This window comes from Nonomuraea sp. NPDC050404, from assembly GCF_040655495.1.
Taxonomy (GTDB): Bacteria; Actinomycetota; Actinomycetes; order Streptosporangiales; family Streptosporangiaceae; genus Nonomuraea.
Map to the genome: position 1 here is coordinate 132,705 of NZ_JBFAKB010000019.1, position 14,558 is coordinate 147,262.

Below are 14,558 nucleotides of genomic sequence, written 5' to 3' on the forward strand. Positions count from 1 at the left end.
CTTGGCAGTCACTGACGACGCAGAACGTACCCGGCGTAGGAGAACAGAACGAGAACTGCGACCCCCAGTCGCACCAAGTTCGTGTACTCCTCCGGGTAGATCACGCCTTCGATGTAGTGGTCGATGAAGCCGCTGGCGGGCAGGCCCGCCAGTCCGGCGTTGCGGCGTCCCCAGTCCTCGACGAGGGTGAGGGGGCACTCCACGCCGGTCACGACCGAGAGCACGCCCCAGGAGGCGACGGCGAGGTGCGCCCAGATAGTACGCCGCCAGCGCCACGCGAGGAAGCCGCCCACAGCCATGTAGAGGAGAAAGGCGAAGTGCACCACCATCGCTGCGTCCGCGATGAGGCGATACATCATGGTACGACGGTAGCCGCCTTCCAGGCGTCCACAATGCCGTGGCCGTAGAATCCGTTGTCGGCGGCCTCGCCCTGGCACTCGTGCGTCTCGCTCTGGCCGAAGATCTTGTAGACGTACTTGCGGGGTTCCGGGCACGCCTTCTGGGCGGCGGTCTTGTAGAGCAGGTCCTCCACGGTGGCGGGCGCCAGGTCCACCCCGGCTCTGCCGGGCTTGCCGAAACGGCTGATGAGGATGGCGGCGACGCCGGCGGCGTGCGGCGAGGCCATGGAGGTGCCTTCGAGGTACTGGTAGTAGGAGCAGGTGCCGCCGGTGCAGTCCTTGATGACGTCGGCGCCCCTGGGCTTGCCGGAGGCGTCGATGCGGCCCGTGGCCCGCAGCACGCGCTCGGGTGCGGCGGCCAGGATCGACCTGGTGGCCTTGGTGCCCTGCCCGTCGAGCACGTCGCCGCCGGGCGCCGACACGTCGGTCTGCTCCTGGCCGTAGTCGCTGTAGAGCGCCTTGCGGCCGGAGGGGCCGAGGCCGGAGACGGAGATGACGCCGTCCGACTCGGCGGGGACGTTGATGCAGGAGTTGTCGATCTTGCGCTCCTTCTCGTCGCCCTTGGGGTAGCCGGGGCTCTGCTTGTCGACCGTGGGGCGGCCGAGGTCGGTCGAGCCGTTGCCGAGGGCGGAGATGAGCGTGACGCCCTTGCCGCGGGCGTAGTCGAGGGCGCGCTGCATGCCGGTGATCACGGCGCGCTGTTCGAGTTGCTGCTTCTTGGTGTCGGACTTGTTGTCCTTGCAGTTGTACAGCCAGGGGTCGATGAAGAAGCTCATGTTGACCACGTCCACGCCGATGTCGCCGGCGTAGGTGAGGGCGTCCAGGCTGGGCTTGAGGAAGAAGAAGCCGGAGTCCTGGCCGGCCCGCAGGTTCACGATCTGCACGCCTGGGGCGACTCCCGCGATGCCCACGCCGTTCACCGGGGAGGCGATGGTGCTGGCCACGTGGGTGCCGTGGCCGTCGTCGTCCACGTCGGCCGGGTCCTTGCAGCCTTCCGCCTCGCAGGCGCCGTCCAGCGTCTCGCCGTACTCGTCCTTGGGTCTGTCGGTGACGAAGTTACGGCTGAGTTCGCGGTTGAAGTTGGGGGCGATGTCGGGGTGCTTGCCGTCCACGCCGGTGTCGATGACGCCGACGAGGACCTGCTTGGTGCCGGGCGCCTTGGCGTGCGCGCGGTCGGCGCCGATCATCCGCATGTCCCACTGGCTGCCGGTGAGCGGGTCGCCTCTGCGCTTGGTGAAGGACTGCTCGTCCGGAAATACGCTGGTACGGCCCGAGCTCGCGGCGGTGTCCGAACCAGAAGCGGCGGTCTCCGGAGCGGCGGCGGCGGTGCTTCGGCGGGCGGTGGCGAAGCCGATGCGGCGGTCCGGGGCGACGCCGACCACGGCCCGGTCCCGGCCCACGGCCTCCTCGAACCCGCCGTCCCCCGACCCGGCGGCCATGAGGTAGCCGAGCTTCGTCTCGGCGGAGACGGTGACGCCGCCGGCGCGCTCTACGGCGGCCTGCGCCTCGCCCTGCTTGCCGTAGTCGTGGAAGACGAGGTATTCGGCCTCCGGCTGGGCGGCCTGACCAGGCACGACGGACGTACAGGCGCCGAGCGCGACCGCGGCGGCCAGCGCCGTCAAGCCAGAGGCGACCCGCCGCATTCTTCCCCCATCCGCCGACTTGCCGCAGAACCTGAATCTTCCCGACAGTAATCCAGTGATGCAACTTAGTAGTGAAATTTCGGTCTATTGATGACGAAGCGGACCTATGCAAAGAGGTCCGCTTCGTTGCGTGGGGCGTCAGGCGTGACGTGAGGGCAGCTCGACCGTGACGCCGCCCGTGATCACGCCGCGCGCCATCGGACGCCGCAGGAACTCGTGCGGGAACCCCAGGTCCACCTCGCTGGCCTCGCTGAGCGTGGCGCGCTGGGCGTCGGTGAAGCGCACGTCGAGCGCCCCCAGGTTGTCCTGCAACTGGGCGAGCGTACGGGCCCCGACGATGGGCGCCGTCACGCCCGGCTCCAGCAGCGTCCAGGCCAGCGCCACCTGGGACGGCGTCGTGCCCAGCTCCTGCGCCACCCCCTTGACCACGTCCGCGATGCCCAGCGAACGCTCGGTGAGCGCGCCGTTGGCCGCCGCCACGTTCTTGCGGGTGCCGGTCGGGTCGGCGGAGACCTCGTGGGTCAGGTCGGCGCGGGTGTACTTGCCGGTGAGCACGCCGCTGCCGAGCGGCGACCAGGGGATGACGCCGAGGCCCAGCTCCCGTGCCATGGGGATCAGGTCGCGCTCCCCCGTCCGCTCGATCAGGCTGTACTCGATCTGCAGGGCGACCAGCGGCGACCATCCGCGCAGGTCGGCGATGGCCTGCATGCGGGAGACCTGCCAGGCGGGCGTGTCGGAGATGCCGGCGTACAACACCTTGCCCGCCCGTACGAGATCGTCCAGGCCGCGCAGGATCTCCTCCACGGGGGTGGTGAAGTCCCAGGCGTGCAGGTAGAGCAGGTCGATGTGGTCGGTGCCGAGGCGGCGCAGGCTGGACTCCACGGAGTTGACCATGCTCTTGCGGTGGTTGCCGCCGGAGTTGGGGTCGCCCTGGCGCCTGGCCATGCTGTACTTCGTGGCCAGCACGAGTTGTTCGCGCCGCCCCGCCGCGAACTCGCCGACCAGCGTCTCGGCCGTGCCGTTGGTGTACTGGCTGGCGGTGTCGATGAAGTTGCCGCCGCGCTCCACGTAGGTGTCGAAGATGCGGCGGGACTCGTCCTTGTCCGAACCCCAGCCCCAGTCGGTGCCGAACGTCATCGTGCCCAGCGACAGCGGCGAGACCCGCAGCCCGGAACGGCCCAGCAGACGGTAGGTGTCAAGAGTTGTCATGCCGACCAGCGTGCTCCGGCCGCGAGCCGGGGGTAAGGGAAGGTTGTTCCTGGGACCGGCCTTACCAGGCAGAGGTCCGGCGGGTCCCATTCGCCGTAAAATTGACGTGATGAGCACCGTCGACCAGTCTCGCGAGCTCGCGGCCTTCCTGCGGACCCGCCGTGAGCAGCTGCGCCCCGGCGACGTCGAGTTGCCGGCCCGCCGCGCCCACCGCCGCACGCCCGGCCTGCGCAGGGAAGAGGTCGCCGAGCTGGCCGGCGTCAGCGTCGACTACGTGATCCGGCTGGAGCAGGGGCGCGGGCTGCGGCCCTCGCCCGAGGTCCTGGAGGCGCTGGCGGAGGCGTTGCGGCTGAGCGAGGACGAGCGGCTCTACCTGTTCGACCTGGCCCGGCAGCGGCCGACCGCCCGGCCGGGACACGAGAAGCCGGACCATGACGAGGCGGGGCCGCTGGCCAGGCTGGCCCTCGACCTGTCCCCGCTGCCCTGCATGGTGGTCAACCACCGCTTCGACATCCTCGCGTGGAACCCGGAGATGGCCGGGCTGATGCTCGACTTCGGCGCGCTGCCGCCGAATCAGCGCAACAGCGTGTGGTTGTGCATCCTGCACCCGGGCCTGCGCGACTTCTTCTGCGATCGGGAGCGCACGATCCGCGAGTGCATCGCCGACCTGCGGGCCCACTGGGCGGCCCGCCCCGACGACAAGGGCCTGTCGGACCTGGTCGCCGAACTCACCTCGGGCAGCGAGGAGTTCGCCCGGCTGTGGGCCATGCGTGACGTGCGGGTGCACGCCCGGGGCCAGAAACGGCTGCGGCACGCCACGGAGGGGCCGCTGACCGTCCAGTACGAGGCGCTGGCCCCGCTCCACGCGCCCGGCCAGCGCCTGGTCGTCTACCGCGCCGCCGACCCCGACTCCCAGCGCGTCCTGGACGCCATCGCGGGCGCCTGACCTTCAGGCCCAGATGCCGGTCGCGGCGGTTTCACGGGCATATTCCGTGAAGTCGCGGGCCGGCCGGCCGAGAACACGCTCGACGGTGTCGGTCGTACGGGCCCTGCCGCCGTCGAAGACCTCGACCATGAGGCCGGTCAGCTGCTTCGCGTACCCTGCCGGCACACCGCGTTCCGTCAGAGACGCTACGAACCGCTCAGGTGTGACCGGCAGATATCGAATGTCCCTGCCGGTCGCCCTCGCTATCTCACCGACGGCCTCGGCGAAGGTGAGCAGCTGTGGCCCGGTCACCTCGTGGATCCGTCCGGCATGCCCGTCCTCGGTCAGCGCCGCGACGGCGACCTGCGCGATGTCCTCCGCGTCGGTGAACGGCTCCGCGACATCGCCGACCGGAAGCGCGACCACCCCGGCACGGACCAGTTCGACGAGGAACGCCTCGCTGAAGTTCTGCGTGATGAACCCCGCCCGCACGACGGTCCACTCCGCACCCGAGTCCCGCACCGCCTGCTCGCACCGCTCGGCCTCGGCGGCACCACGGTCGGCGAGCAGGACGAGACGCCGGACGCCGCGGGCCACCGCGAGTTCCGCGAAGGAACCCACGACCGCGGCCGCGCCGGGAAACGCCGCATCCGGGTAGAAGGCCACATAAGCGGAGTCCACGCCCCGCAGCGCGGGCTCCCACGTGGAGTCGTCCTGCCAGTCGAAGGGCGGCTCGGCGCTCCGTGAGCCGACCCGTACCGGTATGTCACGCGCGCGGAGCCCGGACACGACCCGGCGCCCTGTCTTGCCCGTCCCCGCGAGGACCAACGTCGTCGTCATGCACCCCAGTTCACCAGAACGCGTGGTCCGGGCCCATGGCCGAAACACGCAGGCACATAATCGTGCGACTTATCCTGTGCCGGTGGACCCCTTCTCGATCCTGCTCGAAGGAGCCGGGGCAAGAGACACGTTCGTGCTGCGAACCGTACTGAACCCGCCATGGTCGGTGCAGGTGCGGGACAGGGTGCCGCTCAACCTCGTGGCCGTCCTGCACGGCACGCCCTGGGTCGTGCCCGGCACCGGCGACGCCGTACGCCTGGACGCGGGCGACGTCGCGATGATGCGCGGCCCCGACGCCTTCACCTTCGCCGACGATCCCCGCACCCCGGTCCAGGTGGTCGTCCGGCCCGGCCCCCGGCGGACCACGACGGCCGGAGCGGACCTGCCCGACGTCGCGGACCTGGGCGCGCACACCTGGATCAACGACGAACGGGCCCGCGACGACTCGTCGGTGCTGCTGATCGGCAAGTACGCGGGACCGGGCGAGATCGCCACCCACCTGCTCCGCGCCCTGCCACCGCTGCTGGTCATCCCCTCGGCCGCCCGCACCGAACCCGCACTGGTGTCCCTGCTGGCCAAGGAGACCGGAAGAGACGAACCCGGCCAGGAGCTCGTGCTCGAACGGCTGCTGGACCTCCTGCTGATCGGCACTCTCCGCGAATGGCGCACCAGGCCCGACGCCGATCCGCCCGCCTGGTGGCGGGCCGGCGGCGATCCCGTCGTCGGACCCGCCCTGCGACTCATCCACGGCGACCCGGGCCACCCCTGGACGGTGGACACGCTCGCCCGCCGTGCCGGAGTGTCCCGGGCGACACTCACCCGCCGCTTCGCCCGCCTCGTCGGCACGACGCCGATGGCTTACCTCACCGGCCGGCGCATCGACGTCGCCGCCGACCTCCTGGCGACGTCGGACGCCACGATCGACGCCGTCGCCCGCCAGGTCGGTTACGGCAGCGGGTTCGCGCTCAGCGCCGCTTTCAAGCGAGCCCGCGGGATGAGCCCGCAACGGTACCGGGACTCGTAACCACCCAGCCGGCCAAGAACGCGCACGTAACGGCGGCCGGCCCTGTGCGGGATCAGCGGGCGTTTTCCTGGAGGCCCTCAGCCGTGTGCGGCGGGTGGCGGTGACGTTGGCTGTGCCGTAAAGGATGGATGTTTGTCAAGAACAACGGCCCGGCCGCAAAGGACCGGGCCGTTCGACGTCAGACCAGTGGACGAGCAGTGGGCAGGATGGGATAGGGAAGGGCCGTGTCGCCGGTGAGGAAGCGGTCGACGCCGGAGGCGGCGGCGCGGCCCTCGGCGATGGCCCACACGATCAGCGACTGCCCGCGCCCCATGTCGCCCGCCACGAACACGCCGTCCACCTTGGACATGTACGTCTTGTCGCGCGCCACGTTCCCCCTGGCGTCGTAGAAGCCGTCCCCGGCCACCCCGGCCAGGTCCTGCAGCAGCGCGCCCTTCTCCGGCCCGGTGAAGCCCATCGAGAGCGTGACCAGCTCGGCCGGGATCTCCCGCTCGGTGCCGGGGATCGGCTTGAAGCCGCTCTGCGGCCCGCTGACCTCGACCAGCCGCAGGGCGCGCACGTTGCCGTCCGCGTCGCCGGTGAACTCGGTGGTGGAGACCGCGTAGACTCGCTCTCCCCCGCCGTCGGCGAGCTCCTCGTGCGCGCTCTCCATCTTGAACAACATCGGGAACGTCGGCCACGGCTGGTTGCCGGGGCGGTTCCTGGGCGGCTGCGGCATGATCTCAAGCTGGGTGACCGACTTGGCGCCCTGCCTGATCGCGGTGCCGATGCAGTCGGCACCGGTGTCGCCGCCGCCGATCACCACCACGTGCTTGCCCTCGGCCGAGACGGGCGGCGTGTCGTAGTCGCCCTCCTGGACCTTGTTGGACAGCGGCAGGTACTCCATCGCCTGGTAGACGCCCTTGAGCTCGCGCCCGGCCACCGGCAGGTCGCGCCACTGGGTGGCGCCGCCGGACAACACCACGGCGTCGAACTGCTCGCGCAGTTCGGCGGCGGTGATGTCGACGCCGACGTTCACGCTCGTGCGGAACTCGGTGCCCTCGGCGCGCATCTGCTCCAGGCGGCGCTCGATGTGCCGCTTCTCCATCTTGAACTCGGGGATGCCGTAACGCAGCAGCCCGCCGATGCGGTCGGCCCGCTCGAACACGACCACGTCGTGCCCGGCGCGGGTGAGCTGCTGGGCGGCGGCGAGCCCGGCGGGGCCCGAGCCGACGACCGCGACCCGCTTGCCGGTCTTGACGGCCGGCGGCTGCGGGGTCACCCAGCCCTCGGCGAAGGCCCGGTCGATGATCTCGACCTCGACCCGCTTGATCGCCACCGGGTCGGAGTTGATGCCGAGCACGCACGCCGCCTCACACGGAGCCGGGCAGAGCCTGCCGGTGAACTCCGGGAAGTTGTTGGTGGCGTGCAGCCGCTCGATCGCCTCGCGCCAGTCGGTACGGAAGACGAGGTCGTTCCACTCGGGGATGAGGTTGCCCAGCGGGCAGCCGTTGTGGCAGAACGGGATGCCGCAGTCCATGCAGCGGGCCGCCTGCTTGGTCAGCTTCTCCTGGGAGAAGTCCTGGTAGACCTCGCGCCAGTCGCTGATGCGGACGTCCACGGGGCGGCGCGCCGGCAGCTCCCGGTCGTGCGTGAGAAAACCCTTCGGGTCAGCCATTCGGTTACGCCTCCCTTATCCCTTTACCGTTGTCGACAGCACGGGGCCACCATGGCCCGTCTCATTACGGCGGTTCATGACTTCACCGCGGCGGCCATGACGGCCTCGTCGATGTCCCTGCCTTCGATGCGGGCGGCCTCGGCGGCCTCCAGCACCCTCTTGTAGTCGGTCGGCATGATCTTGCCGAACCTGCCGAGCGCCGCTTCCCAGTCGGCCAGCAGCTCCTTGGCGACCGGCGAGCCGGTCTCCGCGAAGTGCTTCTCCACGGTCTCCTTGAGGAACTCGGCGTCCTGCTCGGTGAGCGCCTCGATGGCGACCATCTCGCGGTTGACCCGCTCGGGCCGCAGGTCCAGCAGGTACGCCACGCCGCCCGACATGCCGGCCGCGAAGTTGCGCCCGGTCTGGCCGAGTACGACGGCCCTGCCGCCGGTCATGTACTCGCAGCCGTGGTCGCCCACGCCCTCGACGACCGCCGTGGCGCCGGAGTTGCGCACGCAGAACCGCTCGCCCACGACGCCGCGGACGAACACCTCGCCGGACGTGGCCCCGTACAGGGCGACGTTGCCGGCGATGATGTGCCCGTCGAGCGGGGCCTGCTCGTGCGGCCGGACGGTGACCCGCCCGCCGGACAGGCCCTTGCCGAGGTAGTCGTTGGCGTCGCCGGTCAGCCGCAGCGTGACCCCGCGCGGCACGAACGCGCCGAAGGAGTTGCCCGCCGAGCCGGTGAAGGAGATGTCGATCGTGTTGTCGGGCAGGCCCTTGCCGCCGTGCCGCTTGGTGACCTGGTAGCCGAGCATGGTGCCGACCGTGCGGTTCACGTTGCGGATGGGCAGCTCCAGCGTGACCGGGGTGCCGTCCTCGATGGCGCCCTCGGCGAGCTGGATGAGCGTGTTGTCCAGCGCGTGCCGCAGCCCGTGGTCCTGCTCGATGACCCGGCGCAGCGCGGTGCCCGCGGGCAGCTCGGGCTGGTGCAGGATCGGCGACAGGTCCAGGCCGCTGGCCTTCCAGTGCTCCTCGGCCGCGGTCATGTCGAGCATCTCGGCGTGCCCGATGGCCTCGTCGAGCGAGCGGAAGCCCAGCTCGGCCAGGTACTCGCGGATCTCCTGCGCGATGAACTCGAAGTAGTTGACCACGAACTCGGGCTTGCCGGTGAAGCGCTTGCGCAGCTCGGGGTTCTGCGTGGCCACACCCACCGGGCAGGTGTCGAGGTGGCAGACCCGCATCATCACGCAGCCGGAGACGACCAGCGGAGCGGTGGCGAAGCCGTACTCCTCAGCGCCCAGCAGCGCGGCGATGACGACGTCGCGGCCGGTCTTGAGCTGGCCGTCCACCTGGACGACGATGCGGTCGCGCAGGTCGTTGAGCAGCAGCGTCTGCTGGGTCTCGGCCAGGCCGAGCTCCCACGGGGCGCCCGCGTGCTTGAGCGACGTGAGCGGCGAGGCGCCGGTGCCGCCGTCGTGCCCGGAGATGAGCACCACGTCGGCGTGCGCCTTGGACACGCCCGCCGCGACCGTGCCGACCCCGACCTCGGCGACCAGCTTCACGTGGACCCTGGCGACCGGGTTGGAGTTCTTCAGGTCGTGGATGAGCTGGGCGAGGTCCTCGATGGAGTAGATGTCGTGGTGCGGCGGCGGCGAGATGAGGCCGACGCCGGGCGTGGAGTGCCTGGTCTTGGCGATCCACGGGTAGACCTTGTGTCCCGGCAGCTGGCCGCCCTCGCCGGGCTTGGCGCCCTGCGCCATCTTGATCTGCAGGTCGTCGGCGTTGACCAGGTACTCGGAGGTCACGCCGAACCGGCCGGAGGCCACCTGCTTGATCGCCGAGCGGCGGGCCGGGTCGTACAGGCGCTCGGGGTCCTCGCCGCCCTCGCCGGTGTTGGACTTGCCGCCGAGCTGGTTCATCGCGATGGCGAGCGTCTCGTGCGCCTCCATCGAGATGGAGCCGTACGACATCGCGCCGGTGGAGAAGCGCTTGACGATGCTCTCGACGGGCTCGACCTCGTCGATCGGGATCGGGTTGCCCGCACGCAGCTTGAACAGGCCGCGCAGGGTCATCAGCCGCTCCGACTGGGAGTCCACGAGGTCCGTGTACTCCTTGAAGATCTCGTAGCGGCGGGTCCTGGTGGCGTGCTGCAGCTTGAAGACGGTCTCGGGGTTGAACAGGTGCGGCTCGCCCTCGCGCCGCCACTGGTACTCGCCGCCGACCTGGAGCCTGCGGTGGGCGTTCTCCACGCGCGGGTAGGCGTGCCGGTGACGCTGCGCGACCTCTTCGGCCAGTACGTCGAAGCCGACGCCGCCCAGCCGGGAGGTGGTGCCGGTGAAGCAGGAGTCGATGACCTCCTGGCTCAGGCCGAGCGCCTCGAAGATCTGCGCGCCGGTGTAGGAGGCCACCGTGGAGACGCCCATCTTGGACATGACCTTGATGACGCCCTTGCCGTACGCCTTGATCAGGTTGCGTACGGCCTTGCGCTTGTCCAGCGCCAGCGCGCCGGTGTCGACCAGGTCCTCGATGGTCTCGATCGCCAGGTACGGGTTGATCGCGCCCGCGCCGTAGCCGATCAGCAGCGCCATGTGGTGGCACTCGCGGGCCTCGGCGGTCTCGATGACCAGGCCGATCTTGGTGCGGGTCTTCTCCTGGATCAGGTGGTGGTGCACCGCGCCGGTCAGCAGCAGCGACGGGATCGGCGCGAGCGTGTCGGAGGAGCCGCGGTCGGACAGCACGATGATGCGCGCGCCGTCGGCGATCACCCTGGACGCCTCGGCCCTGATCTCCTCAAGGCGCCGCAGCAGCGCCTCGCCGCCGCCGGCGACCTCGTACAGGCCGCTGATGACGTGCGGGTGGAAGCCCGGCAGATCGTGCTCGTCGTTGATGTGGATGATCTTCGCGAGCTCGTCGTTGTCGATCACCGGGTACGGCAGCACGAGCTGGCGGCAGGAGCTCGGCCCCGGGTCCAGCAGGTTGCTCTCCGGGCCGATGGTGCTGGCCAGCGAGGTGACCAGCTCCTCGCGGATGGCGTCCAGCGGCGGGTTCGTGACCTGCGCGAACAGCTGCGAGAAGTAGTCGAACAGGAGCCGGGGCTTCTCGCTCAGCACGGCGACGGGCGTGTCGGTGCCCATGGAACCGATCGGCTCGATGCCGGTCCTGGCCATCGGCGACAGCAGGATGCGCAGCTCTTCCTCGGTGTAGCCGAAGGTCTGCTGCCTCCTGACCAGCGCCTCGTGCGTGGGGATCTCGCGCTGGCGCGCGGGCAGCTCCTCGAAGCGGACGAGGCCGGCGTGCAGCCATTCGCCGTACGGGAGTTCGGCGGCGAGCTCGGCCTTGATCTCGTCGTCTTCGATGATCTTGCCGCGGGCGGTGTCGATGAGGAACATGCGGCCCGGCTGCAGGCGGCCCTTGCGGACCACGTCCTCGGGCTTGATGTCCAGCACGCCGGCCTCGGAGGCCAGCACGACCAGGCCGTCGGCGGTCACCCAGAAGCGTCCGGGGCGCAGGCCGTTGCGGTCGAGCACGGCGCCGGCCAGGGTGCCGTCGGTGAAGGTGATCGAGGCGGGGCCGTCCCAGGCCTCCATCATCGTGGAGTGGAACTCGTAGAAGGCCCGGCGGGCCGGGTCCATCTCGGTGTGGTTCTCCCACGCCTCGGGGATCATCATCAGGACGGCGTGCGGCAGGCTCCGGCCGCCGATGTGCAGCAGTTCCAGGGCCTCGTCGAAGCTGGCGGTGTCGCTGCCATCCGGGTCACAGATGGGGAAAAGTCGCGAAATATCGCCAGGAATCTGGGCGGACTCCAGCATCGCCTCGCGAGCCCGCATCCAGTTGCGGTTGCCCTTGACCGTGTTGATCTCGCCGTTGTGCGCGATGTAACGGTAGGGGTGGGCCAGCGGCCAGCTCGGGAAGGTGTTGGTGGAGAAGCGCGAGTGCACCAGCGCGATCGCGCTGTCGTAACGCTCGTCGCTCAGGTCGGGGAAGAACGGCTCGACCTGGTCGGGCGTGAGCATGCCCTTGTAGACGACCGTACGGGCCGACAACGAGGGGAAGTAGACGTCGGCCTCGTGCTCGGCGCGCTTGCGCAGGCAGAAGGCGAGGCGGTCCAGCTCCAGGCCCGTACGCCCTTCGGGGTCGGACACGAACAGCTGCGCGAAGTGCGGCATGACGGCCCGGGCGCTCGGCCCCGGCAACTCGCGGTCGACCGGCACCTCGCGCCAGCCGAGCACGGACAGGCCCTCCTCGGCCGCGATCTCCTCGATGAGACGCACGGCCACGGCCCTGGCCTCCCCGTCGAAGGGCAGGAAGGCGATGCCGGTGGCGTACGCACCGGCCGCGGGCAGCGTGAACGGCACGCTCGCCCGGTAGAACGCGTCAGGGATCTGCGTCAGGATCCCGGCTCCGTCGCCGGTGTCCGGCTCGCTACCCTTGGCCCCCCGATGATCAAGATTGCACAGCGCCGTCAGCGCCTTGACCACGATGCCGTGACCACGGCGCCCGGCAACGTCGGCGACCATGGCGACACCGCAGGCATCATGCTCGTTGGCGGGGTGGTACAGGCCCTGGGGCTCGGGGAACCCGAGGTGGGCAGCAGGCATTGAATCCCTCCCGTCGTCTTCGTCTGTCTGAAACTGCTTACAGGCGGGGACGACGTTGGCCCTGCTGCATATCGTGGGTAGAGATTACCTCACCCTGCCGGAATGGTGCCCGCCGCATCCGGATTGCGAACATTCGACCCCATCTCGGCATCCGAACTCCCTATCCCAAACCCTGGTCGTGGGCGCCGAAATTCCCGATTCTGACCGCGAATATGCGTCACGGGTAGCGAAGCGCCGCGGGCCGATAGGGTTCCCCCATGGAGCGCGAGGGTGTGGAGCGGCTGCTCAGCGAGGCGGGGGCGGACAGCAGGCGGCTGCGGCACGCCCTGACCCTGCTGTGCGACGGCCAGTGGTGGACGCTGGCCGGACTCGTCAGGCGCAGCGCCACGTCCAGGCGCGGCATCGAGGCCCTGCTGCGCGAGGTCGTCCTGGAGCGCGAGGCCGACCGGTTCCGGGTCCCGCCCGCCGACACCCCCGCCTACCAGGACCTGCTCGCGCTGGCCCCGCCTCCCGAGGACCCGGTGGCCCATCTGCTGCCCCACTACGCCCACGTGCTCGACCGCCTCACCACGCTCATCGCCGAGGCTCCGCGCTCCCGCCACGTGCTCGACCACGTCTCGGCCACGCCGGAGACCGTGCTTCGGCGGGCGCTGCTGCTCGGGGCTCGTTTCTGGCTGCCCGGGGCGCGCCTGCTGTGCGTGGGCGACCACGACCTGACCTCGCTGGCGGTCAAGCTCGTCCATCCCGAGACCGATGTCACAGTGGTCGACGTGGACGAGCGCATCCTGGCCCACATCGACGGCCAGCGGCTCGGCGTCCGTACCCGCTGGGCCGACCTGCGCCTCGGCCTGCCCGCCTCGGCCAGGGACCACGATCTGGCGCTCACCGACCCGCCGTACACGCCGGAGGGGGTCGGTCTGTTCGTGGCTCGTGCCGTGGAGGGGCTCAAGGACGAGGGGCGGGTGCTGCTGGCTTACGGGGCGGGCGAGCGCATGCCGATGCTGGCCCTGAAGGTGCAACAGGAACTCACCGACCTCAACCTGACCTACGAAGCCATCTATCCCGACTTCAACCGCTATTTCGGAGCGGAAGCAATCGGCTCCGCCGCCGACCTGTACATCCTGCGCCCCACCACCAAGACCCGCCCGGCCGTACAATCCCGCCTGAGCCGCCAAACCACCGCCATCTACACCCAGGGCCCCCAGGCAGTCGAAAGCGCCACCCGGGCTCCCCAGACAACCGAAAGCACCACACGGGGTTCCCAGGCGGCCGAAAGCACCACACGTGGCCCGCAGGCTGGCGGAAGTGCCGCAAAGAGTTCTCATACTGGCGGAAGTGCCGCACAGGGTTCTCAGACGGCCGAAAGCACCGTCCAGGGCTCTCAGGCGGCCAAAAGCACCGCACGGAGCCCGCAGGGGGGCGGAAGCGCCGCGGACACCTCCTCTGGGCCGAACGGGCCGGAGCAGCCCTCGGGGCTGGGAGGGGGCCTCTCAGGGGCGCTGGTGGGCTTCGAGGCCGAACTCCTGGTGGGCGACTGGCCCAAGGACCTCGCCCAGCCCCGGGTCAAGCTCTCCACCTGGCTCGCCAAGCCCTACGCCGCCACCCCCGACCGCGTGGCCGTGGCCGTCCCACCCGGCCTGGAGGCCGCCGTCCCGCGCCTCCTCCTGGCCACCCGCGCCACCCACGTCCGCGTCGTCTGCCCGACCGGCCCGCCGCGCCCGCCCGAGGCTCTGTCGCCCGTCTACTCCTTCAGCTCCGGCGAGGGCGTACTCGATGCCGTACGCCTGCCGCAGCCCGACGGTGAGGCCGAATCGGTCCTGCGCAGGATCCTGGACAACGGCCACGCCAAGCTGGCCAACACGTGGCGCGAGGGACTCATCGCGGTGGCACGCGCCCAGGGCTCAACCCTCACCAAGAACGAGGCCCGCACCCTGATCCGCGAGGCGGCCGACTGGTCGGACGACCTGACCCCGCTGGAGGCCCCCCTCCACCGCCTATCCACCCTCGCGACCGCCGTCGCCTCAACGGTCACCTCCCTGACCTCCACCACAACCGTGTGACCAGCCCCACGCTCACCCACCCACGACTGCCTCAACCACCGCCCCCTACCACCACATCACTCAACCCTGACCCGACAACTCACCACACGCCGCCCAGCCCCCACCCGACAGCTCGCCGCACGCCGCCCAGCCCTTACTCAAACCCTTCACCGCACAGCGCCCGGCACCCACTGTGCCCCCCTGACGTCGCACTCATCCGGCACACCGGCCCTCGCGCCGTCC

Annotated in this window: 9 protein-coding genes; 3 read left to right on the top strand and 6 right to left on the bottom strand. The window is 70.3% G+C overall.

The window, feature by feature from the left end; all coding sequences use genetic code 11:
* Positions 1 to 8 precede the first annotated feature (8 nt).
* From AB0I81_RS41815 to AB0I81_RS41825, 3 genes are all read right to left on the bottom strand, one after another.
* On the bottom strand, positions 9 to 359 hold the full coding sequence (locus AB0I81_RS41815; protein WP_360669431.1) for a DUF2784 domain-containing protein: 351 nt from the start codon (positions 357 to 359) through the stop codon (positions 9 to 11).
* Complete coding sequence (locus AB0I81_RS41820) at positions 356 to 2,041, bottom strand: S8 family serine peptidase (RefSeq protein WP_360669434.1); 1,686 nt, start codon at positions 2,039 to 2,041, stop codon at positions 356 to 358. The genes AB0I81_RS41815 and AB0I81_RS41820 overlap by 4 nt, the downstream gene beginning before the upstream one ends.
* Positions 2,042 to 2,179: 138 nt before the next feature.
* Entirely contained in the window at positions 2,180 to 3,250 is a 1,071-nt protein-coding gene (locus tag AB0I81_RS41825) for an aldo/keto reductase (protein WP_360669437.1), read from the bottom strand.
* A 109-nt stretch (positions 3,251 to 3,359) separates the two neighbouring features.
* Here AB0I81_RS41825 and AB0I81_RS41830 point away from each other — a divergent pair, with 109 nt between their 5' ends.
* Positions 3,360 to 4,196: a helix-turn-helix transcriptional regulator gene (locus tag AB0I81_RS41830; RefSeq protein WP_360669440.1), complete on the top strand. Its 837-nt coding sequence runs from the start codon at positions 3,360 to 3,362 to the stop codon at positions 4,194 to 4,196.
* 3 nt (positions 4,197 to 4,199) lie between these two features.
* On the opposite strand, the gene AB0I81_RS41835 is transcribed toward AB0I81_RS41830, so the two are convergent.
* Positions 4,200 to 5,015, bottom strand: coding sequence for an NmrA family transcriptional regulator (locus AB0I81_RS41835; protein WP_360669443.1), 816 nt, complete (start codon positions 5,013 to 5,015; stop codon positions 4,200 to 4,202).
* 82 nt (positions 5,016 to 5,097) lie between these two features.
* Between AB0I81_RS41835 and AB0I81_RS41840 the strand changes: the two genes are divergently transcribed.
* The gene (locus AB0I81_RS41840; RefSeq protein WP_360669446.1) at positions 5,098 to 6,039 is read left to right on the top strand and encodes an AraC family transcriptional regulator; all 942 of its coding nucleotides are present in this window, start codon (positions 5,098 to 5,100) and stop codon (positions 6,037 to 6,039) included.
* 178 nt (positions 6,040 to 6,217) lie between these two features.
* On the opposite strand, the gene AB0I81_RS41845 is transcribed toward AB0I81_RS41840, so the two are convergent.
* Both AB0I81_RS41845 and gltB read right to left on the bottom strand, forming a co-directional pair.
* On the bottom strand, positions 6,218 to 7,696 hold the full coding sequence (locus tag AB0I81_RS41845; protein WP_360669449.1) for a glutamate synthase subunit beta: 1,479 nt from the start codon (positions 7,694 to 7,696) through the stop codon (positions 6,218 to 6,220).
* 74 nt (positions 7,697 to 7,770) lie between these two features.
* A complete protein-coding gene (gene gltB / locus AB0I81_RS41850; RefSeq protein WP_360669452.1) occupies positions 7,771 to 12,276 on the bottom strand; it encodes a glutamate synthase large subunit in 4,506 nt (1,501 codons plus the stop codon).
* A 257-nt stretch (positions 12,277 to 12,533) separates the two neighbouring features.
* On the opposite strand from gltB, the gene AB0I81_RS41855 reads away from it, so the two are divergent.
* Positions 12,534 to 14,336, top strand: a complete 1,803-nt coding sequence (locus tag AB0I81_RS41855) for a bis-aminopropyl spermidine synthase family protein (protein WP_360669455.1) — start codon at positions 12,534 to 12,536, stop codon at positions 14,334 to 14,336.
* Positions 14,337 to 14,558 lie beyond the last annotated feature (222 nt).